Raw genomic sequence first — 19,811 nt, 5'->3', positions numbered from 1 at the left:
ACGCGATGCGCGCCAGCGAGATCAACCGCGCCCTCGACTTCGTGCGCGACGCCGTCGCCGAAGCCGCCAAGCTGTGGTGGCGCTTCTTCGACTGGCTCGCCGTCGTCGACTGGCGCCAGCTGCTGCTGACCTGGTTCCTGGCGTGGGCATTCTTCATCATCGTGAACACGCCGGAAGCGGCGTTCTGGTACACGGTGATCTCGTTCGGCGTCAAGGTGCTGGCCGGCGGCAAGCGCAAGGCCGAGCTGGCGGCGCGCGACGCCACCGCCCAGGCCAACGTCGCCACGCTGGAACGGCGCCTGATGGAGGCGCGCATGGCGGCCCTGCAGGCCCAGGTCGAGCCGCATTTCCTGTTCAACACGCTGGCCCTGATCGGCCAGCTGATCGAGACCGACCAGCAGGAGGCGGCGCGCGTGCACGCCCACCTGATCGAGTACCTGCGCTCGACGCTGCCGCAGATGCGCGCGCGCGGCGGCGGCACGCTCGGCAAGCAGGTCGAGCTGTCGCGCGCCTATCTCGCCATCATGCAGGCGCGAATGAAAGAAAGACTCCAGGTGCGCTTCGAGGTGCCGGACTTCCTGTCCAGCGCGCCGTTCCCGCCGATGATGCTGCAGACGCTGATCGAGAACGCCATCAAGCACGGCCTGGAACCGAAGATCGCCGGCGGCACCGTCGCCGTGCGCGCCTTCGTCGTCGACGCGACCCTGCACGTGGAGGTGTGCGACGATGGCGTCGGCATCGACCCGCACGCCGACGACGGCGTGGGCCTGGCGAACATCCGCGAGCGCCTGCAACTGCTGTACGGCGGCCAGGCCGCGCTGTCGATCGCGATGCCGGCGGCCGGCGGCGCCTGCGCCACGATCACCCTGCCCTACAAGATGATGGAGGATGCCTGACCATGGACGAACGCGGCACGCCGGTGACGGCCCTGATCGCCGACGACGAGGCGCCGATGCGCGACCTGCTGCGCGCGCGCCTGCAGGTCGCCTGGCCCGAACTGCAGATCGTGGCCGAGGCGGCCAACGGCGTCGAGGCCGTCGAACTGGGCGAGCGCCACCGGCCCGACATCGCCTTCCTCGACATCCGCATGCCGGGCCTGTCCGGCATCGAGGCGGCGCGGCGGCTGTACGACCGCACCCACATCGTGTTCGCCACCGCCTACGACCAGTACGCGCTGGACGCCTTCGAGCAGGGCGCCCTCGACTACCTGCTCAAGCCCGTCTCGCACGAGCGCCTGGCCACCACCTGCGCGCGCCTGCGCGCGCGCCTGCGGGCCCGTCCGGCGGCCGCTGCCGGCACCGCTGCGGCCGCAACTGCGGGGACCACTGCGGCGGCAACTGCGGCGGCAACTGCGGCGGCCACGCCACCAGCCGCGCCGCCGCAGGACATCGGCGCCCAGCTGGCGCGGCTTGCGGCGCTGCTCGACAACAAGGACAAGCCGGACAAGCCGCCCTACCTGCGCTGGATCCAGGCCCAGGTCGGCGCCAGCCTGCGCATGGTGAGCGTGCGCGAAGTGCTGTTCTTCCAGTCCGACGAAAAATACACGCGGGTGCAGACGGCGACCGGCGAATTCCTGATCCGCAAGACGCTCAAGGAATTGCTGGACGAACTGGATCCGGACGAATTCTGGCGCGTGCACCGCTCGACGCTGGTGCGCGTGGACGCCATCGGCGAGGTCGTGCGCGACCTGCGCGGGCGCCATATGCTCAGGCTGCGCAACCATGCCGGCGAGATCGAGGTGAGCCGCAACCACACCCACCTGTTCCAGCAGATGTGAAACCGGGCCGCGCGAATGCTAGGATGGGCGCATCATCCATCCCGGGAGACACCGCCATGCCCTCGATCGCCATCCCCTGCCTGCGCTACCGCGACACGCCCGCCGCCATCGACTGGCTGAGCGACGTGTTCGGCTTCGAAACCCAGGTCGCCATCCCCGGCATCGACGGCGCCATCGCCCATGCCCAGCTGACGCTGGGCGGCGGCATGATCATGCTGGGCACCGTCGGCGGCGACGACGACTACGCCCGCGTGCTGGCGCAGCCCGACGAGATCGGCGGACGCGAGACCCAGACCGTCTACCTGCAGGTCGACGACGCCGACCGCGTCTGCGAGCGCGCCCGCAATGCCGGCGCCGTCATCCTGCAGGAACCGTCGGACACGGAGTTCGGCAGCCGCGGCTTCATGTGCCGCGATCCCGAGGGGCATGTGTGGAACGTGGGCACCTACGATCCATGGAAGCCGGAAGACCTGTTCCGCTGATCCCGCTCATCCCGGTGATCCCGCTGTGGCCGCACATCGTCGCCCCGGCGCAGGCCGGGGCCTAATTGGGTCCCGGCCTGCGCCGGGACGACGTCCTGCGTCAGCTGAACAATCCCTCGTCCGACCCGTCGCCGTCGAAGAAGCCGTCGCCGCCGTCGATGCTGGTATTGTCGGCATCGAACAGGCCCTGCCCGCCGCCATTGTCGAGCGCGCGGTCGACGTCGCCCAGGCCGGCCTGGCTGGCCAGCGAACTGCCCGACTGGTCGTTGTTGCCGAACAGGTTGTTGCCGGGGTCGTCGCCGTTCAGCAGGTGGTTCCCGCCGCCGCCATGTTCGTTGTGGTTGAACATGTTTTCCAGTCCCTGGAACAGGAAGCCGCCGGCGGCCACGCCGGCCGCCGTGGCCGCCATCGTGCCCAGCGCCGAGCCGAAGCCGCCGCTCAGGAAGCCGGAGCGCGGCGCGGACTGGTACTGCGGCTGGGACGGGTACTGCGGCTGATATTGCGGCGGCTGCGACTGCGACGGATAGGCCTGCTGCAGGTCGCGCGCATAGCCCTGCTGCTGGGCGGCGGGGCGCGCCGTGCCGCTATTGCCCCAGGAATCGGCGTCCAGGAAGCGGCCGCCCTGCTGCCCCTGCTGCTGCGCCTGCGCCTGCGCCTCGCGCAACTGCTCTTCCAGCGCGGCGATGCGGTCCTTGGCGTTTTCCAGCGCCTGTCCGACCAGCAGCGCGCGCTGCACCAGCAGGTAGGCGGCATCGGGTTGCTGGGCGACGGCGCGCTGGATCAGCGCGTCGGCTTCCGGGTCCTTCCGGACGCCGCGGGCCTGGACCAGCTGGGCCAGGAAATCCTGCAGCATTCGGGCATCTTGCGTACTCATTTGCGGGCTCATCTCTGCTCCTCATGGAAACGTCGGATAGCCCATCATGTTGTGGGCCTTTCCGTGATTTCAAGTTTGGCAGCTTTTGCCCGCGGCTGACTTAAGAGGCGCTGAATCCCGATCCAACGTCCAGGTCATTTCTGCAGGTCGCGCCCGCCGAACGCGTGCGGCAACTGCGCCCCCGCCGTGGTTTCCATCACTTTGCCTTCCAGGTTGGCCAGCACGACCGGCAGGTCGTCCCCGCCCAGTTCCAGGATCACCTGGCGGCAGGCGCCGCAGGGGGCGATGGGGCCGTCGGTCTCGCCGATCACGGCCAGCGCCGCGAAGTCGCCCGGCCGGTAGCCGTGGGCGATGGCCGAGAACAGGGCGGTGCGCTCGGCGCAGTTGGACAGGCCGTAGGCCGCGTTCTCGACGTTACAGCCGCGGAACACGCGCCCGTCCTTGCATGCCAGCGCGGCGCCGACCTGGAACTGCGAGTACGGCGCGTAGGCGAGCAGGCGCGCGGCGCGGGCTTCGTCGATCAGTTTTTCGTATTGCATGATGTCTCCGATGGCGTCGCCCCGGCCTGCACCGGGGCGACGGGATGGCTGGATGTTAGGGACGGATGGTCTTGTAGATCATCGGCTGCGCCGCCGGGCGCTCGGCCGCGATGCGGTACGCCGCCTGCACTTCGCGCACGGCGCGCTCGGCCGCGTCCTGGGTGCGCGCATGCACCAGCGCCAGCGGCTGCCCGGCCTGCACCTGCGTGCCCAGTTCGACCAGGCCGGTCAGGCCCACGGCGAAGTCGATCGCATCCTGCGGACGGGTGCGGCCGCCGCCCAGGCCGACCACGGCCAGGCCCAGGCCGCGGCAGTCGGTCGCGTGGGCGTAGCCCGACTCCAGGGCCGGCACCGGCACCACGATCGGCGCGCGCTCCAGGTAGGCATCGGGATTGTCCATCAGGTCGGCCGGGCCGCCCAGGGCGGTCACCATGCGCGCGAAGCGCTCGGCGGCCTCGCCCGAATCGAGCGCGTGCTGCAGCCTGGCCTGCGCTTCGGCATCGCTGGCCGCGAGGCCCGACAGCACCAGCATCTCGGCGCACAGCGCCATCGTCACCGCGTGCAGGCGGCTCGGGCGCGACTTGCCGGTCAGGTAGTCGATCGCCACGCGCACCTCGACGGCATTGCCGGCGGCCGGGCACAGCGACTCGTTCATGCCGGTCAGGATGGCCGACGTGCGGGTGCCGGCGCCGTTGCCGACGTGGACGATCGACTCGGCCAGCTCGACGGATTTTTCATAGGTCGGCATGAACGCGCCGCTGCCGGCCTTGACGTCCATGACGAGGGCGTCCAGGCCCGCCGCCAGCTTCTTGGACAGGATCGAGCCGGTGATCATGGCGACCGATTCGACGGTGGCCGTGGTGTCGCGGATGCTGTAGAAGCGCTTGTCGGCCGGGGCCAGCTGGGCGGTCTGGCCGATGATGGCCACGCCGACGTCCTTGACGATCTTGCGGAACAGTTCAGGTTCCGGCACGGTGCCGTAGCCCGGGATCGAATCGAATTTGTCCAGCGTGCCGCCGGTATGGCCCAGGCCGCGGCCCGAGATCATCGGCACGAAGCCGCCGCAGGCGGCGACCATCGGCCCCAGCATCAGCGAGACGACGTCGCCGACGCCGCCCGTCGAGTGCTTGTCGACGACGGGACCCGGCAGGTCGAGCGACTTCCACTCCATGACCAGGCCGGAATCGCGCATCGCCAGCGTGAAGGCGACGCGTTCGTCCATGGTCATGTCGTTGAAGTAGACGGCCATCGCGAAGGCGGCGATCTGGCCTTCGGTGGTGCTGCCGCCGGGGATGCCGCGCACGAAGAACTGGATTTCCTCGGCGCTCAGGATGCCGCCGTCGCGCTTTTTGCGGACGATTTCTTGTGGAAGGAACATGATATTCAACCTTATTCGAAAATGCGTAGGGTGGACGGCTCGGCCGTCCACGCGGTGATCGTTGGCGGCTGCCGAATCGCGCACGGGATCGGAGCCTTTGCCTGCCACCGCGTGGACGGCAAAGCCGTCCACCCTACGTTGATGTTACCGGTTAATCAGACGCCGTACGGGATCCAGACGTTCTTGACCTGGGTCGCGTGCTGCAGCACCGTGCGCCCCGCCGCCTGCTTCGCGTCGAACCAGTCGCGGCCCTTGGCGCCGCCGGTCCAGGTGCGCTTGAGCGACTCGGCCGACAGGCGCTCGACTTCCGCGCAGCCGTCGGGCGAGCCGTCGTGGCGCCACACGGCGTCGACGTCGAAGTGCGAGGCCAGCGTGCGCGCCAGCTCGTCGGCGGCGCCGGTGACGATGTTCAGCACGCCGCCCGGCAGGTCCGAGGTGTCCAGCACCTGGTACAGGTCCAGCGCGGACAGCGGATGCGCTTCCGACGGCACGGCGACCACGCGGTTGCCCAGCGCGATGGCCGGCGCCACCAGCGAGACGAAGCCCAGCAGCGGGTTCTCGTTCGGGCAGACGATGCCGATCACGCCGACCGGTTCGTTCAGGGCGACGGTGATGCCGTGCATCGGCGGCTGGTGCGCGGCGCCGTCGTACTTGTCGGCCCACGCGGCCCAGTAGAACAGGCGCTCGATCGATGCCTGCACTTCCTTCTCGGCGTTCTTGCTGCCGGTCTGCAGGGCGATGCGCTCGGCGAATTCGTCGGCGCGCACGGCCAGGTTCTCGGCGATGTAGTACAGCACCTGGGCGCGGTTGTGCGCGCTGGCTTTCGCCCAGCCGGACGCCTTGTGCGCCGCTTCCACGGCGTTGCGGATGTCCTTGCGGCTGCCTTCGCCGACGTCGGCCAGGAACTCGCCGCCGGCGCCGTGGATCGCGCGGCTGTAGCCGCTGTCCGGGCGCGCCTGCTTGCCGCCGACGTACAGCTTGGCGGTGCGGTCGATCTGGAACGGGTTGGCTTCGCGCGCCGGCTGCGCCTTGGCCTTGGCGCGGGCGACGGCCTGCGGCAGGTTCGGGCGCGCGTCTTCCGAGCGCGGGATCAGGTACTCGAACATGCCTTCCTTGCCGCCTTCGCGGCCGAAGCCCGATTCCTTCACGCCGCCGAAGCCGCAGGCCGCGTCGAACTGGTTCGCCGTGTTGATCCACACCACGCCGGCCCTGATCTGCGGGACCACGTCCAGCGCCAGGCTGATCGACTCGGTCCAGACGCAGGCCGCCAGGCCGTAGACGGTGTTGTTGGCCAGTTGCACCGCCTCGGCCGGGGTGCGGAAGCTCATCGCCACCAGCACCGGGCCGAAGATCTCGGTCTGGCTCACGGTGGCGGTGGTCGACGCGCCGGTGATCAGGGTGGGCAGGTACCAGGCGCCCTCGCCCGGCGTGGCGCAGGCCGGCTGCCAGACTTCGCAGCCTTCGCTGCGCGCCGACTCCACCAGGCCGTGGATGCGCTGCTGCTGGACCGGATCGACCAGCGCGCCGATGTCGGTGGACTTGTCCAGCGGCGAGCCGACGCGCAGCGTCTGCATGCGCGCCTTCACCTTGGCGATGAAGCGGTCGTACACGGATTCCTGCACCAGCAGGCGCGAACCGGCGCAGCACACCTGGCCCTGGTTGAACCAGATCGAGTCCACGAGGCCCTCGACCGCGGCGTCCAGGTCGGCGTCGTCGAACACGATGAACGGCGACTTGCCGCCCAGTTCCAGCGACAGCTTCTTGCCGCTGCCGGCGGTGGCTTTGCGGATCAGGCGGCCGACTTCGGTCGAGCCGGTGAACGCCAGCTTGTCGACGTCCGGATGGTTGACGATGGCTTCGCCCACGCGGCCGTCGCCGGTGACGACGTTGACCACGCCCGCCGGCACGCCGGCCATCTGGCAGATCTCGGCGAACAGCAGCGCGGTCAGGGGCGTGTATTCGGCCGGCTTGAACACGATGGTGTTGCCGGCCGCGAGCGCCGGCGCGACCTTCCAGGCCAGCATCAGGAGCGGGAAGTTCCACGGCACGACCTGGCCGATCACGCCCACGGCGCGGTAGTCGGCGAATTCTTCCGACTGCAGCTGCGCCCAGCCGGCATGGTGGTAGAAGTGACGCGCGGCCAGCGGCAGGTCGGCGTCGCGGGTTTCGCGGATGGTCTTGCCGTTGTCCAGCGTCTCGAGCACGGCGAACAGGCGCGCGTGGCGCTGCAGCAGGCGCGCCAGCGTGTACAGCACGGTGGCGCGGCCGTGGCCGCCCATGGCGACCCAGCCCGGATGCGCGCGGCGCGCGGCTTCGACGGCGCGCTGCACATCGGCGTCGGTCGCCTGCGTGATCTGCGCCAGTTCGCTGCCGTCGGCGGGGTTGGACGAGGCGAAGGTCTCGCCCGGCTCGGTCCACTGGTTGTCGATGAACAGGCCGAAACGGCGGCCGTGCTGGTCCAGCCACGCTTGCGCTTCCTTGGTGCTTTCGGGTGCGGGACCGTAATCCATAGTCTGAAGAATCTCTTTAATTGTTGGCATGACGTATCCGATGGTTCAAGGTTGCGCGTGGCGGTGGGCGGCCGAGTAGAAGCCCGTGACGTGGTGCTCGAGCTGGCGCTCGATGTCGGTCAGCAGGCTGGAGGCGCCGATGCGGAACAGGTGCGGCTGCAGCCATTCGTTGCCCAGCTCTTCCTTCATCACGGTCAGGTACTGCAGCGCGGACTTGGCGGTGGAAACGCCGCCGGCCGGCTTGTAGCCGACCATGAAGCCGGTCTTTTCGTAGTACTCGCGGATCGCGCGCACCATCACCAGCGACACGGGGATCGTCGCGTTGACGCCTTCCTTGCCGGTCGAGGTCTTGATGAAGTCGGCGCCCGCCATCATGCACACCATTGATGCCTTGGCCACGTTTTCCAGCGTGACCAGGTCGCCGGTCGCCAGGATCGCCTTCACGTGGGCGTCGCCGCAGGCCTGGCGGTAGGCCACCATCTCGTCGTACAGCGCCTGCCAGTTGCCCGTCAGGACGTGCTGGCGCGTGATCACGATGTCGATCTCGGTGGCGCCCGCGGCCACCGACAGTGCGATCTCGCGCAACTTGGTTTCCATGCTCGACAGGCCGGCCGGGAACGCGGTCGACACGGCGGCGATCGGAAGGCGGCCCTGCAGCACCTGCACGGCCGGCTGGATCATCTCGTGGTACACGCAGACGGCGCCGGTGGTGAGTTCGTCGAGGCCCAGCGCGTCCATCAGGTCGGCGCGCAGCGGACGCATGGCCTTGCGGCACAGGCGCTCGACGCGGCCCGGGGTGTCGTCGCCGGACAGCGTGGTCAGGTCGATGCACTGGATCGCCTTGACCAGCCAGGCGGCCTGGTAGTCCTTCTTGACCGTGCGGCGGTTCGCCAGGCTGGCGGCGCGGCGGTCGGCGGCGTTGCGGTTGACCTTCAGGTGGTTGATCCAGCCCAGGTCGAGGCCGACGGCCGTGTTACGTTTGAAATCCAGGGGCTGGGTCATAGCAGTGCGGTTCCGTTCGAAAGGGGTTTGACGCCGAGGTGGCTGGCCAGGGTGGCGCCGATGTCCGAGAAGGTCTCGGCGATCGGCAGTTCGCGCGCGGGCGCGGCCGGGCCGAAGAACAGCACCGGGATGTGTTCGCGGGTATGGTCCGAGCCGGCCCAGGTGGGGTCGCAGCCGTGGTCGGCGGTGATCACGACCAGGTCCCCTTCCTTCAGCTTCGCGATGAAGTCGGGCAGGCGCACGTCCAGCTCGTGCAGCGCGTTGGCGTAGCCGGCGACGTCGCGGCGGTGGCCGAAGTGCATGTCGAAGTCGACGAAGTTCACGAACGTCAGCGACTTGTCGCCGGCGTCGTCGGCGACCTCGAGCAGGCGGTCGAACAGCGCCATGTTGTCGGCGCCCTTCACCAGGCGCGACACGCCCTGGCCCGCGAAGATGTCGCTGATCTTGCCGAGGGCGATCACTTCGCCGCCTTCGTCCCTGACATGGTCGAGCAGCGTCGGCGCGACCGGCGGCACGGCGTAGTCGTGGCGGTTGCTGGTGCGCTTGTAGTCGCCGTTCGATCCCGTGAACGGACGGGCGATGACGCGGCCGATGTTGTAGGGCTTGACCAGTTCGTAGGCCGCTTCGCACACCTGGTACAGGCGCTCCAGGCCGAAGTGCTCCTCGTGCGCGGCGATCTGCATCACCGAGTCGGCCGAGGTGTAGATGATCGGCTTGCCGGTGGCGACGTGCTCGTCGCCGAGTTCCGTGATGATCGTCGTGCCGGACGCATGGCAGTTGCCCAGCCAGCCAGGCACGCCGGTCAGCTCCTGCAACTTGTCCGTCAGCGCCGCGGGGAAGGTCGGCACGGTCTTGGGGAAGTAGCCCCAGTCGAACAGCACCGGCACGCCGGCGATTTCCCAGTGGCCGCTCTGGGTGTCCTTGCCGGTCGAGCGCTCGCGGGCGGCGCCCCAGGCGCCGGTGAAGCCGTCGCGGCGCGCGAAGCCGGCCGGCCAGGCGCCGCTGGCCTTGTGCGCGGCGGCGCCCAGGCCGATCCGCTCCAGGTTCGGCAGCGCCAGCGGCGTGCCCGATTCGGCGGCCCACTTGGCGATGTGGCCGAGGGTGTTGGCGCCTGCGTCGCCGTACTTCTCCGCGTCGGGCAGGGCGCCCAGGCCGAAGGAGTCGAGCAGGAGGATGAATGCGCGTGACATGAGTTGTCTCCAGAGCGTCGCCCCGGCGCAGGCCGGGGCGACGTAACAATGATCAGGCAGCCGTGGTCTTGCCGAGGCGTTCGACGAAGCCGTGGATCAGCGCCACCATGTCCTTGGCCGCGATCGCCGCGTACTTGAGCGTCTGCTCGTGCGACAGCGGGAACGGGGTCAGGCCCTCGGCCAGGTTGGTGATGGCGGACAGGCCGGCGACCTTCAGGCCGCAGTGGCGCGCCGAGATCACTTCCGGCACGACCGACATGCCGACCACGTCGGCGCCCAGCGTCCTGAACGCGCGGATCTCGGCGGCCGTCTCGAAGTTCGGGCCCGGGCAGGCCAGGTACACGCCTTCGGCCAGGGTGATGCCCTTGTCCGCAGCGGTGGCCTTGACCAGCTCGCGCATGCCGGCGTCGTAGGCATTGGCCATGCTGAAGAAGCGCGGGCCGAAGCGCTCGTCGTTCGGGCCGGCCATCGGGCTGCCCGGCAGCAGGTTGATGTGGTCGTTCAGCAGCACGACGCTGCCGGCGTCGACTTCCGGACGCAGCGAGCCGGCGGCATTGGTCACGAACAGCAGTTCGCAGCCGATCAGCTTGAAGGTGCGCACGGCCGACGTCATCACGCCCGGGCCATAGCCCTCGTAGAAGTGGCCGCGGCCCTTCATGCAGACGACGGGCACGCCGGCGAGCATGCCCAGCACCAGTTCGCCGGCATGGCCGTGCACGGTGCTGATCGGGAAGCCCGGCAGGTCGGCATAGCTGATCGACACCGCATCCGTCATCTGTTCGGCCAGCACGCCGAGGCCGGAACCCAGGATCAGGGCCACGCGCGGCGTGAAGCCCGGCTTGCGCGCCTGGATGACGTCGGCGGCTTCATAGGGGGTATTGCTGAACTGGTGAGTAGTCATTGTCGATGAGTGATGGGAATGAATGGAAATGCGACGTGCGCGCGAGGATAGCGCATCGGGATGACGAAACTATGCATGATCGTCGATTGGTATGGCAAATACCATTTTTCTGGACGATTTATATTCGAAACATATAAATTATCGCCTACCATGCCAATCGCATGGTGGCCGGGCCGATCTGCTCGTCGCGCGGGCAGGACCCGCTGCGTTGACGCTCTGAAAACAAGTGTTTAAGATGAAAAACAAAAGTTTAACCCGTCTGCCGCCGTGACCGAACACTCAAAAAAACAACAGCTGCTCGCGCTGATCCGCGCGAACCCGTTCATCGCGCAGCAGGAGCTGGCCAACCAGCTCGGGCTGTCGCGTTCGGCCGTGGCCGGCTACATCGCCGGCCTGATCCGCGAGCGCAAGCTGCTCGGGCGCGCCTACGTGTTCCCGGACCGCCGTCCCGTCGTCTGCGTCGGCGCGGCCAACCTCGACCGCAAGCTGCGCTCGCTGGACCCGCTCGCGCTGGGCACGTCGAATCCGGCCAGCCAGAGCGAATCGTTCGGCGGCGTCGCCCGCAACATCGCCGAGAACCTGGCGCGCCTGGGCACGCCGGTGTCCCTGCTCACCGCGATCGGCGGCGACAGCTCGGGCGCCGCCCTGCTCGCCCACGCCGAGACGCTCGGCATCGACACCCGCGGCGCGCTGCGCATCGAGGACGCCTCGAGCGGCTGCTATACCGCGGTGCTGGACCGCAACGGCGAAATGGTCGTCGCCCTGGCCGACATGGCCCTGTACGACCAGCTCGACCCGGCCTTCGTGGCCGCGCGCCAGGCGCAGCTGGCGAGCGCCGCCCTGGTCGTCGTCGACCTCAACCTGCCGCTGGCCACCGTCGAGGCCGTGGTCGAGCACGCGCGCCGCACCGACACGGCGCTGGTGCTGGTGGCCGTGTCCGAACCCAAGATGGCGCGCCTGCCGCGCGACCTGGCGGGCGTGCGCCTCCTGATCCTGAACGCCGGCGAACTGGCGGCACGGGTCGGGCGCCGCCTGGACGACGACGCGGCCATCGAGGCGGCGATGCGCGAGGTGCGGGCGCAGGGCGCGCGCGACCTCGTCGTCACGCGCGGCGCCGGCGGCGTGCTGCTCACGGGCGGCACGCGGGGCGACGCCATCGAGCGCCTGGCCGCGCCCGCGGCCCCGGTGGTCGACGTCACCGGCGCCGGCGACGCCTTCGCCGCGGCCGTGTGCTGGTCGCTGGCGCAGGCGGACGGCAAGGAAGACCAGGACGGCGACCTGCTGCGCGCCTGCCGCCGCGGCCTGCACCTCTCGGCGCTCACGCTCGGCACCGACGCCACGGTCCGCCCGGACATCGGCCCCGACACCCTGGCGGCCATCGGCGCCGCCGCCACGACCCTCACAGAACAGGACTGACCATGCAAGCCTTCCTCCAGTATTCCCCCGAAGTCCAGGCCGCGCGCGCCGCCGGCACGCCCGTCGTCGCGCTCGAATCGACCATCATCTCGCACGGCATGCCCTACCCGCAGAACGTGCAGACCGCGCGCGAGGTCGAGCAGGTGATCCGCGACGCCGGCGCCGTGCCCGCCACCATCGCGCTGATCGACGGCAAGGTCTGCATCGGCCTGTCCGACGCCCAGCTCGAGCTGCTGGGCCAGTCGAAGGACGCCCTGAAGGTCAGCCGGCGCGACCTGGCCTACGTGCTGGCGACGAAGAAGCTCGGCGCCACCACCGTGGCCGCCACCATGATCTGCGCGCGGCTGGCGGGCATCGAGGTCTTCGTCACCGGCGGCATCGGCGGCGTGCACCGCGGCGCCGAGACCAGCTTCGACATCTCGGCCGACCTGCAGGAACTGGCGCAGACCGGCGTGGCCGTCGTGTGCGCGGGCGTGAAGTCGATCCTCGACATCGGCCTGACGCTGGAATACCTGGAGACCCACGGCGTGCCGGTGGTGAGCGTGGGCCAGGCGGCGTTCCCCGCCTTCTTCACGCGCGACAGCGGCTTCCAGGCCGACTTCCGGCTCGACGGCGCCGACGACCAGGCGCGCTTCATCCGCACCAAGTGGCAGCTGGGCCTGCAGGGCGGCGTAGTGGTCAGCAATCCGGTGCCGGAAGCGGCCGCGATGCCGCCCGACGAGATCGACGCCATCATCGCCCGCGCGCTGGGCGAGGCCGACGCGCAGGGCGTCAAGGGCAAGGCCGTCACCCCGTTCCTGCTGGCGCGCATCAAGGAGCTGACCGGCGGGCGCAGCCTGGCGACCAACATCGCCCTGGTCAAGCACAACGCCCTGGTCGGCGCGCAGCTGGCCGTCGCGCTGGGCCGGATCCAGGCGTAGATCCGGGCCGCGCGCGCATCATGTCGATCGACCTGAAGCAGTTACGCTACTTCCTGGCGGTGGCCGAAGAAAAGAGCTTCAGCCGCGCCGCCGAACGCCTGCACATCTCGCAGCCGCCGCTGTCGCAGCAGATCATGAAGCTCGAGAGCGAACTGGGGGTGCGCCTGTTCGCGCGCACCACGCGCAGCTTCGAGCTGACCGTGGCCGGCAAGGCGCTGATGCACGAGGCGGCCGACCTGCTGGGCCGCATGCGCATGACCATCGACACGATCCGCCAGATCGACCGCGGCGAGGTCGGCCGGCTGCGCGTGGGCATCGTCGGTTCGGCGATGTGGGGGCCGATCCCGGGCCTGCTGGAACAGTTCCAGAGCCGCTTCCCGCGCGTGACCTGGACCATCCACGAACTGGGCCCGAACGACCAGTGGGACGCGCTGCGCGCGCGCCAGATCGACGTCGGCTTCTGGCGCGAGCCGCGCATCGACGAGGATGCGCTGCGCAACGCCAACCTGCGCCAGGAACTGGCGTTCCAGGAAAGCTTCTGCGTGGCCGTCAACGAGCGCCATCCGCTGGCGCGCCACGACGCCATCGAACTGGCCGACATCGCCGGCGAACCGATGCTGACCCTGCACCTGGACCAGTCGGCCGAGCCGCGCTACCTGATCCAGTGCTGCGTCGCCGCCGGCTTCGAGCCGACCATCTTCCAGGAGGCGGCCGAGCCGCAGACGCTGCTGGCCATGGTCGGCGCGGGCCTGGGCGTGGCGCTGATGCCGCAGACCACCAGCCGCATCGGCTGGCCGGGCGTGCGCTTCCTGCCGATCCGGACGAATGCGCCGTCGGCCAACCTGTACATCGCGTATCCGGTGCAGGACGATGCGCCGGTGGTGCGGGCGTTCCTGAACATCCTTCACCCGGCCGGGGATTGACACGGGGGGGCGTCCACGCGGCGCCTGAACGCGCGGACGGCAGCGCCGTCCACCCTACGTAGGGTGGGCGGGTTTCCCGCCCACGCGTCCAACCGGCCATCGCATTACCGCGCACGCCTCAGTGCGTCGCGCCGCCCGCCTCCGCCACGTCCTCGTCGGCCGTGACGGCCACCTCGACCGCGATGCGCAGGCCGTCGACGATGTCCTGGAGCGCCATCGACGGCGGCCGCTCCGGGCGCTCGGCCGCCTGCTCGGGCAGGAACGGCACGTGGATGAAGCCGGCCTTCAGGCTGGCGCCGGCCGCGTGGTGCATCAGGCCGTAGAACACGTGGTTGCAGACGAAGGTGCCGGCGGTCTGCGACACGCCGGCCGGGAAGCCGCGCAGGCGCAGCGCGCGCACGATGGCCTTGAGCGGCAGCGTGCTGAAATAGGCGGCCGGGCCGTCCGCGATGATGGGGTTGTCGACCGGCTGGGCGCCGGCATTGTCGGCGATCGCGGCGTCGTCGACGTTGATCGCCACGCGCTCGAGCGAGATCTCGGAGCGCCCGCCGGCCTGGCCGACGGCGATCACGATGTCGGGATGCACCGCCTCCACCGCCTCGAGCAGGGCGACGTTGACGCGCCCGAATTCGCAGGGCAGCAGGCGCGCGGCGACCTGGAAGCCCGGGCCGCTCCAGCCGTCCAGCGCGCGCGCCGCTTCCCAGGAGGGGTTGATGGCGGCGCCGTTGAAGGGCTCGAATCCGGTCAGCAGGATGGTCTTGGTAGTCATGCGTCTCTCAATGGTGCATCAGGAAATACAACAGGAACACGTTGGCGACGAGCACCGGCAGCGCCGTCGGCAACTGCGCCTTGATGACGGCGTTGCGGTCCGTCAGCTCCAGCAGCGCCGCCGGCACGATGTTGAAGTTGGCCGCCATCGGCGTCACCAGGGTGCCGCAGTAGGCGCTGAACATGCCGATCGCCGCCATGATCGCCGGATTGGCGCCATAGGTGCCGACCAGCACCGGAATGCCGATCCCGCCCGCGATCACGGGAAAGGCCGCGAAGCCGTTGCCCATCACGACGGTAAATAATGCCATGCCGATGCAAAACGCGGCGCAGGCCAGGAACGGCGAATCGAGCGGGATCGCGGTGGTGACGACGTGGGCCACGGCCTTGCCGACGCCGGCCTCGGCGAACAACAGGCCGAGCACGGCCAGCATGTGCGGCAGCACGACCGCCCAGCCCATCGCATCGATCAGCCGGCGCGCCTCGCGCACGCCCTGCAGCGGCGTGGCGCGCGTGACCAGGCAGGCCAGCGCCAGCGCGGCGACCGCGCCGCAGCCCAGGCTCGCCAGCGTCAGGTTCTTCGGGTCGAGCACGAAGGCGGGCACGCCGCCCAGGTCGACCTGCACGTCCTTGAGCAGGAGCGAGCCGATCATCGTCACCACGGGAATGGCCAGCGCCGGCGCCAGCAGCCTGCCCTTCAGGCGCGCGGCGGCGGCGCGGCGCTCCCCTTCCGGCGGCACGCCGGCGCTGCCGCCGCGCACCAGGCCGCAGCCGGCCAGCAGCGCCATGCCGATCATCAGCAGGCCCGTGACGGCCGGCGGCAGGCGCTCGCCGGCCAGGTAGAGCAGCGCGTACGCGCCCCAGAACAGCGCCGTCGGCCAGCGCCGCGGATGCGCGGGGTCGCGCAGCGTCATGACGGCGACGGCCGCGAACAGCAGGCCGACCAGCACGTAGAAGTCGTCGAGCGCGACGATCATCGCGCCGCCTCCTGCGCGGCGGCGATCGCGCGGCGGATGCGCGCGTCCAGCCGGCGCAGGTTCCAGGCGTGCACGACGAAGGCCGTGACGGCGGTCGGGATGCCCCACAGCGCCATGTGCAGCGGATCGACCTCGATGCCCTCGGCGCGCAGGATGGTCTGCATCAGCACGATGGCGCCGAAGGCGACGAACACGTCCTCGCCGAAGAACAGGCCGACGTTGTCGGTGGCCGCGCTCATGGCGCGGATGCGCTGGCGCAGCGCGTCGTCCAGTTCGACCCCGCGCGCCCGCGCCTGGCCCTCGGCGGCGGCCTGCGCCATCGGCGCGACCAGCGGGCGCACCATGTTCGGCTGGCCGCCCAGGCTGGTCAGGCCGAAGGCGGCGGCCAGCTCGCGCAGGAACAGGTACACCGTCAGCAGCCGCCCGGCCGTGGCCGAGCGCACCCGCGCGATGGACGATTGCGCATATTCCTTGAGCCCGAAGCGCTCGAGCAGGCCGATGGCGGCCAGCGGCAGCAGCAGGATCAAGGGCAGGTTGCGCGTCTTGAGGAAGGCGGCGCCGAGCGCTTCGAGGATCTGCAGGGGCGGCATCGCGGCCGCCGCGCCGGTCGCCCCGCAGGCGGCGACGACGACCAGCACGGGATTGGCGCGCAACAGGAATCCGGCGACGACGACGGCGATGCCGATCAGCGGCCACAGGTTGACGGCGGTAGGCATGGGGCTCCGGCTGAGTGGATGGTGCGGCAGATATTACCTCAGCGCACAAGTCGCACGAAAAGCACGGCGATGCGCATCAATGGGGGCCACCGTGGCTTTTGCACCACCACCACCATTGCCGCCCTCGCACATTGAGCGCACGCAGGACGCCCACCGCGCCGCCGCGTAATCTCGGTCCGGTTTTCCCTGCTCTTTCAGAGGTCCGACCATGAACGCATCCATGAACCCGGCATGGCGCCCCACCCGCTGGCTGCTGGCGCGCCTGTTCGCCCTGCTCGGCGCGCTCGGCCTGGGCAGTTGCGGCGGCGACGTCGGCATCGGCATCGGCGTGGTCTGGCACGACGGTCCCGACCATCCCTGGCCGAACCATCCCGACTGGCCCGGCTGGCCCGACCGGCCGCAGGGCGCGACCGGCCTGTTCCCGATCGCCGGCGACATCTGCGGCCAGTGCGGCGGCTCGCGCGACGGCACCGGCGCGCTCGCGCGCTTCGCCGCGCCGCAGGGCGTCGCCGCCGACGATGCCGGCAACCTCTACGTGGCCGAGCCCGCCAGCGCCACCATCCGCAAGGTGACGCCGCAGGGCGTGGTGACGACGCTGGCGGGCAGCGCCGGCGCCGTCGGCTATGCCGATGCGGCCGGCGCGGCGGCGCGCTTCAACCTGCCCAGCCGCCTGGAAACCGATGCCGACGCCAATGTCTACGTCACCGACACCGGCAATGCGGTCGTGCGCCGCATCACGCCGGCCGGCCTCGTCACCACGGTCGCCGGCAACGGCACCTGCGGCAGCCGCGACGGCACCGGCACGGACGCGCAGTTCTGCGCGCCGCGCGGCATCGCGCTCGACCGCCGGGGCAACCTGTGGGTGGCCGACAGCGGCAACCACACGGTGCGCCGCATCGCCCCGTCCGGCGCCGTCGGCACCGTGGCCGGCAGCCCGGGCGTGTGCGGCAGCCGCGACGGGCGCGGCGGCCAGGCGCAGTTCTGCGGGCCGCAGGACGTCGAGGTCGACGAATGGGGGAATGTGTACGTCGTCGATACCGGCAACGCGACGATCCGCATGATCGACGAGCACGGCGACGTGACCACGCTCGCCGGCCAGCCGGGCCAGTGCGGGGCGAGCGACGGCGGCCCCGGCGTGTCGCGGCTGTGCGCGCCGTCCGGCATCGCCGTCGAGGGCAACGACCTGTACATCGCCGACACCGGCAACGCGACGATCCGCCGCATCAACCTCGACAACGTCACCAGCACGGTGGCCGGCACGCCGGGACGCCAGGCGGTGGCGCTGGGCGCCCTGCCCGGCGGCCTGGACCGCCCGGCCGGCATCACGCTGGCGCCGGACCGCTCGCTGGCGCTGACGACGCACAACCTGGTGGTCAAGCTGCTGCCGGCGCGCTAGAGACTGCCCAAGACCGTCTCCCCGGCGCAGGCCGGGGCCCAATTTCTGCCGTCCGGCTGCGCTGCCAACATGCGGCCCCGGCCTGCGCCGGGGCGACGGCTTTTCGGCCAACGACGACGCCAAACGCCTCAGCGCCGCGCGCCCACGCGCTCGAGCAGGCGCGCCAGCGGCACCTGGCCGTCGGCATCGGGCGCGAGCGAGGCGACGGGAATGCCCGCGATGACCTCGCCCTCGAGCGGCGCCGCCTCGAACCAGGCCTGGCCGCCGCGTTCGACGATCCGCGACCAGCGCACGCGGCCGTCCTCGACGTGCACCAGGATCGGATCGTGGATCACCGGGAAATCCTGCCGGCCCCACTCGCCGAGGCGGCCGGAAAAATCGCGCGGACCGGGCTGGCCGGGGCCCAGCAGCACCCGCTCGACCTGGAACGCGGTGCGCTGGCAGCCGCCGGCGTTCGAGACGCACACGCTCCTGGCGCCGTCGGCGCCGGCCGGCTGCCCTGGCGGACAGGCAGGCGGGCATTCCTGCGTGCCCGCGGGCAGCAGGACAATGCGCTCGACGCGGCCGACCAGCAGCGATTCCTGCGCCTGGGCCTGCAAGCAAACGCCGGGCAGGACGGCGGCAAACAGCAAGGTGCGGAGCATGACGGTCCTTTCGCGATGCAAGCGGGCGTTACGGCCGGATGGGATTGACGGCATCGTCGCCGATCACCGTGGTCCACGGGCGCACGCGCCACCGCACGACCAGGCCGTTGGCGACGTAGGGATCGGCCCGGGCGAAGCGCTCGGCCGCCTCGGGCGAATCGCCGCTGAACAGCAGCACGGCCGTGTCGGCCGGTTCGGCCAGCGCACCGGCCAGCACCAGCTCGCCGCGTTGCTGGGCGTCCCAGCCCAGCTGCAGGTGCTCGGTGCGGAATGCGCCGCGGCGTTCGAGATAGTCGGGGGCCAGGTCATACATCAGCAGGTAGTGCACGGGGTCTCCTTCGGTCTTGATGAACGGACAACCGGTGCAGTGTAGCGCACTATCGGCCGGCCGATGACGGCTGGCCGCGGCCGCGCTGCGCCGCCGCGCGCGCCACGATGCGCGCCGCCTGCTCGCGCGCCCGCGCCACCTGCGCCGGCGCCAGGCCCTGCGCCACCGCGTCGAGGAAGGGGCCGTTGAACGGGATCGCATCCTGCTCGGCCAGGCCGTCCAGCGTGACCATGATGTCGCGCAGCGCCATGCCGTAGGCGAGCGCGCTCTGGCGGTCGGTGGCGATGGCCGGGTTGTCGAACCAGAAGCCGGTGAACTGCACGTACAGGCTGGTCCAGCTGCCCTGCTCCGCGCGCTGCGCCAGCAGGCCGTTGACGCGCGTCTTCCATTCCTGCACCAGCGGATCGCCCGGCCGCGCGCGCAGCGCGTCCGGGTCGCCGAACGGCCCTTCCTCGACGAGGGCCGCCAGCGCGTCGTCGACGCCGCCGCGCGCGGCCCGCTCCAGGTAGTCGATGCGCGCCATGCGCATGCGCTCGGTCATGCCGGCGCAGAAGCGCGCCGGATCGGCGATGGGCTCGCTTGCCGCTTCCTCGTCCGCGCCGGCGGCCGGCGGCAAGCGGCCGTCGCGCGCGAACGCGGCGCAGGCATGCAGCAGCCACCAGGCGCGCCAGGCGTCCTGCGGCGTGCCGCCGGCGTCCAGCTGCGCGATGCGTTGCGCCAGCAGGACCGCAGCGGCCGGGGCAGCGGCTGGAGCAGCGGCCGGCGCACCGGACGGCCAGGCCGGCGCCACGGACGGCGCCGGCACGGCGGCGACTGCCGGGACGGCGGGCGCGGCGTCCGCGGCGCCGGCGCCGGCGCGCCACGCGGCGGCGCCCAGCGCCAGGCCGAGCGCCATCGCCAGCAGCGCCAGGCCGCCGGTCGTCCATCCGTTGTCGTTCGCCACGCTTCCCATGATCGTTGCAAGCCTAGCAAAGTGCATGGAGGCCAACAATGGCGGCGCTGTAACAAGCTGTTGCAGGAAGCTGGCATCCGCGCGCCGCATGCGTCATCCGCGTTGCATTTGCGCGCCA

Annotated in this window: 20 protein-coding genes; 7 read left to right on the top strand and 13 right to left on the bottom strand. The window is 70.6% G+C overall.

Annotated elements, in window-relative coordinates; genetic code table 11:
* Positions 1–5 precede the first annotated feature (5 nt).
* The 3 genes from QZ749_RS10730 to QZ749_RS10720 are packed head-to-tail and all read left to right on the top strand — an operon-like array spanning position 6 to position 2,259.
* Entirely contained in the window at positions 6–896 is an 891-nt protein-coding gene (locus QZ749_RS10730; RefSeq protein WP_296946404.1) for a sensor histidine kinase, read from the top strand.
* Positions 897–898: 2 nt separating this feature from the next.
* Entirely contained in the window at positions 899–1,777 is an 879-nt protein-coding gene (locus tag QZ749_RS10725; protein WP_296946402.1) for a LytTR family DNA-binding domain-containing protein, read from the top strand.
* A gap of 56 nt (positions 1,778–1,833) precedes the next feature.
* Positions 1,834–2,259 (top strand): VOC family protein, encoded by a 426-nt coding sequence (locus tag QZ749_RS10720; RefSeq protein ID WP_296946399.1) that lies wholly within the window; start codon positions 1,834–1,836, stop codon positions 2,257–2,259.
* A 100-nt stretch (positions 2,260–2,359) separates the two neighbouring features.
* On the opposite strand, the gene QZ749_RS10715 is transcribed toward QZ749_RS10720, so the two are convergent.
* The 7 genes from QZ749_RS10715 to xapA form a co-directional block, all read right to left on the bottom strand.
* Positions 2,360–3,133: a DUF2076 domain-containing protein gene (locus tag QZ749_RS10715; protein WP_296946397.1), complete on the bottom strand. Its 774-nt coding sequence runs from the start codon at positions 3,131–3,133 to the stop codon at positions 2,360–2,362.
* 134 nt (positions 3,134–3,267) lie between these two features.
* Entirely contained in the window at positions 3,268–3,672 is a 405-nt protein-coding gene (locus QZ749_RS10710) for a cytidine deaminase (protein WP_296946394.1), read from the bottom strand.
* A 55-nt stretch (positions 3,673–3,727) separates the two neighbouring features.
* Entirely contained in the window at positions 3,728–5,050 is a 1,323-nt protein-coding gene (gene deoA / locus QZ749_RS10705) for a thymidine phosphorylase (RefSeq protein ID WP_296946393.1), read from the bottom strand.
* A 155-nt stretch (positions 5,051–5,205) separates the two neighbouring features.
* Positions 5,206–7,590, bottom strand: coding sequence for an aldehyde dehydrogenase family protein (locus QZ749_RS10700; RefSeq protein WP_373896812.1), 2,385 nt, complete (start codon positions 7,588–7,590; stop codon positions 5,206–5,208).
* Positions 7,591–7,605: 15 nt separating this feature from the next.
* Positions 7,606–8,562, bottom strand: a complete 957-nt coding sequence (gene deoC / locus QZ749_RS10695; protein WP_296946389.1) for a deoxyribose-phosphate aldolase — start codon at positions 8,560–8,562, stop codon at positions 7,606–7,608.
* Entirely contained in the window at positions 8,559–9,752 is a 1,194-nt protein-coding gene (locus tag QZ749_RS10690) for a phosphopentomutase (protein ID WP_296946387.1), read from the bottom strand. The genes deoC and QZ749_RS10690 overlap by 4 nt, the downstream gene beginning before the upstream one ends.
* A gap of 52 nt (positions 9,753–9,804) precedes the next feature.
* Positions 9,805–10,653, bottom strand: a complete 849-nt coding sequence (xapA, locus tag QZ749_RS10685) for a xanthosine phosphorylase (protein ID WP_296946385.1) — start codon at positions 10,651–10,653, stop codon at positions 9,805–9,807.
* Between the two features lie 267 nt (positions 10,654–10,920).
* Here xapA and QZ749_RS10680 point away from each other — a divergent pair, with 267 nt between their 5' ends.
* From QZ749_RS10680 to QZ749_RS10670, 3 genes are read left to right on the top strand one after another with little or no spacing between them, the layout of a single operon-like run.
* Positions 10,921–12,069, top strand: coding sequence for a carbohydrate kinase (locus QZ749_RS10680; RefSeq protein ID WP_296946383.1), 1,149 nt, complete (start codon positions 10,921–10,923; stop codon positions 12,067–12,069).
* A gap of 2 nt (positions 12,070–12,071) precedes the next feature.
* The gene (locus QZ749_RS10675; protein ID WP_296946380.1) at positions 12,072–12,989 is read left to right on the top strand and encodes a pseudouridine-5'-phosphate glycosidase; all 918 of its coding nucleotides are present in this window, start codon (positions 12,072–12,074) and stop codon (positions 12,987–12,989) included.
* Between the two features lie 20 nt (positions 12,990–13,009).
* Positions 13,010–13,912: a LysR family transcriptional regulator gene (locus QZ749_RS10670; protein WP_296946379.1), complete on the top strand. Its 903-nt coding sequence runs from the start codon at positions 13,010–13,012 to the stop codon at positions 13,910–13,912.
* 118 nt (positions 13,913–14,030) lie between these two features.
* On the opposite strand, the gene pcp is transcribed toward QZ749_RS10670, so the two are convergent.
* From pcp to QZ749_RS10655, 3 genes are read right to left on the bottom strand one after another with little or no spacing between them, the layout of a single operon-like run.
* On the bottom strand, positions 14,031–14,681 hold the full coding sequence (gene pcp / locus QZ749_RS10665) for a pyroglutamyl-peptidase I (RefSeq protein ID WP_296946377.1): 651 nt from the start codon (positions 14,679–14,681) through the stop codon (positions 14,031–14,033).
* Positions 14,682–14,688: 7 nt separating this feature from the next.
* Positions 14,689–15,657 carry a DUF979 domain-containing protein gene (locus QZ749_RS10660; protein WP_296946374.1) on the bottom strand — a complete coding sequence of 323 codons (969 nt, stop codon included), beginning with the start codon at positions 15,655–15,657 and terminating at the stop codon, positions 14,689–14,691.
* The gene (locus QZ749_RS10655; RefSeq protein WP_296946372.1) at positions 15,654–16,373 is read right to left on the bottom strand and encodes a DUF969 domain-containing protein; all 720 of its coding nucleotides are present in this window, start codon (positions 16,371–16,373) and stop codon (positions 15,654–15,656) included. The genes QZ749_RS10660 and QZ749_RS10655 overlap by 4 nt, the downstream gene beginning before the upstream one ends.
* A 208-nt stretch (positions 16,374–16,581) precedes the next feature.
* Between QZ749_RS10655 and QZ749_RS10650 the strand changes: the two genes are divergently transcribed.
* Positions 16,582–17,769, top strand: coding sequence for a hypothetical protein (locus QZ749_RS10650; RefSeq protein WP_296946370.1), 1,188 nt, complete (start codon positions 16,582–16,584; stop codon positions 17,767–17,769).
* A gap of 128 nt (positions 17,770–17,897) precedes the next feature.
* Here QZ749_RS10650 and QZ749_RS10645 read toward each other — a convergent pair whose 3' ends face one another.
* The 3 genes from QZ749_RS10645 to QZ749_RS10635 are packed head-to-tail and all read right to left on the bottom strand — an operon-like array spanning position 17,898 to position 19,684.
* On the bottom strand, positions 17,898–18,413 hold the full coding sequence (locus QZ749_RS10645) for a hypothetical protein (protein WP_296946368.1): 516 nt from the start codon (positions 18,411–18,413) through the stop codon (positions 17,898–17,900).
* A 28-nt stretch (positions 18,414–18,441) separates the two neighbouring features.
* Positions 18,442–18,741, bottom strand: coding sequence for a YciI-like protein (locus tag QZ749_RS10640; RefSeq protein WP_296946367.1), 300 nt, complete (start codon positions 18,739–18,741; stop codon positions 18,442–18,444).
* A gap of 49 nt (positions 18,742–18,790) precedes the next feature.
* Positions 18,791–19,684 (bottom strand): hypothetical protein, encoded by an 894-nt coding sequence (locus tag QZ749_RS10635; RefSeq protein ID WP_296946366.1) that lies wholly within the window; start codon positions 19,682–19,684, stop codon positions 18,791–18,793.
* Between the last annotated feature and the right edge of the window lie 127 nt (positions 19,685–19,811).

Source organism: uncultured Massilia sp. (assembly GCF_913773735.1).
Lineage (GTDB): Bacteria > Pseudomonadota > Gammaproteobacteria > Burkholderiales > Burkholderiaceae_D > Telluria.
This window is presented reverse-complemented; position numbering and strand designations above follow the sequence as displayed.

Bases quoted from the DNA above. Each gene is read 5' to 3' on its own strand.
- deoC (WP_296946389.1), bottom strand. From the start codon at position 8,562: ATGACCCAGCCCCTGGATTTCAAACGTAACACGGCCGTCGGCCTCGAC.
- QZ749_RS10700 (WP_373896812.1), bottom strand. From the start codon at position 7,590: ATGCCAACAATTAAAGAGATTCTTCAGACTATGGATTACGGTCCCGCA.
- QZ749_RS10655 (WP_296946372.1), bottom strand. From the start codon at position 16,373: ATGCCTACCGCCGTCAACCTGTGGCCGCTGATCGGCATCGCCGTCGTC.
- QZ749_RS10710 (WP_296946394.1), bottom strand. From the start codon at position 3,672: ATGCAATACGAAAAACTGATCGACGAAGCCCGCGCCGCGCGCCTGCTC.
- QZ749_RS10670 (WP_296946379.1), top strand. From the start codon at position 13,010: ATGTCGATCGACCTGAAGCAGTTACGCTACTTCCTGGCGGTGGCCGAA.
- xapA (WP_296946385.1), bottom strand. From the start codon at position 10,653: ATGACTACTCACCAGTTCAGCAATACCCCCTATGAAGCCGCCGACGTC.
- QZ749_RS10660 (WP_296946374.1), bottom strand. From the start codon at position 15,657: ATGATCGTCGCGCTCGACGACTTCTACGTGCTGGTCGGCCTGCTGTTC.
- QZ749_RS10675 (WP_296946380.1), top strand. From the start codon at position 12,072: ATGCAAGCCTTCCTCCAGTATTCCCCCGAAGTCCAGGCCGCGCGCGCC.
- QZ749_RS10690 (WP_296946387.1), bottom strand. From the start codon at position 9,752: ATGTCACGCGCATTCATCCTCCTGCTCGACTCCTTCGGCCTGGGCGCC.
- QZ749_RS10645 (WP_296946368.1), bottom strand. From the start codon at position 18,413: ATGCTCCGCACCTTGCTGTTTGCCGCCGTCCTGCCCGGCGTTTGCTTG.
- QZ749_RS10650 (WP_296946370.1), top strand. From the start codon at position 16,582: ATGAACGCATCCATGAACCCGGCATGGCGCCCCACCCGCTGGCTGCTG.
- QZ749_RS10720 (WP_296946399.1), top strand. From the start codon at position 1,834: ATGCCCTCGATCGCCATCCCCTGCCTGCGCTACCGCGACACGCCCGCC.
- QZ749_RS10715 (WP_296946397.1), bottom strand. From the start codon at position 3,133: ATGAGTACGCAAGATGCCCGAATGCTGCAGGATTTCCTGGCCCAGCTG.
- QZ749_RS10730 (WP_296946404.1), top strand. From the start codon at position 6: ATGCGCGCCAGCGAGATCAACCGCGCCCTCGACTTCGTGCGCGACGCC.
- pcp (WP_296946377.1), bottom strand. From the start codon at position 14,681: ATGACTACCAAGACCATCCTGCTGACCGGATTCGAGCCCTTCAACGGC.
- deoA (WP_296946393.1), bottom strand. From the start codon at position 5,050: ATGTTCCTTCCACAAGAAATCGTCCGCAAAAAGCGCGACGGCGGCATC.
- QZ749_RS10725 (WP_296946402.1), top strand. From the start codon at position 899: ATGGACGAACGCGGCACGCCGGTGACGGCCCTGATCGCCGACGACGAG.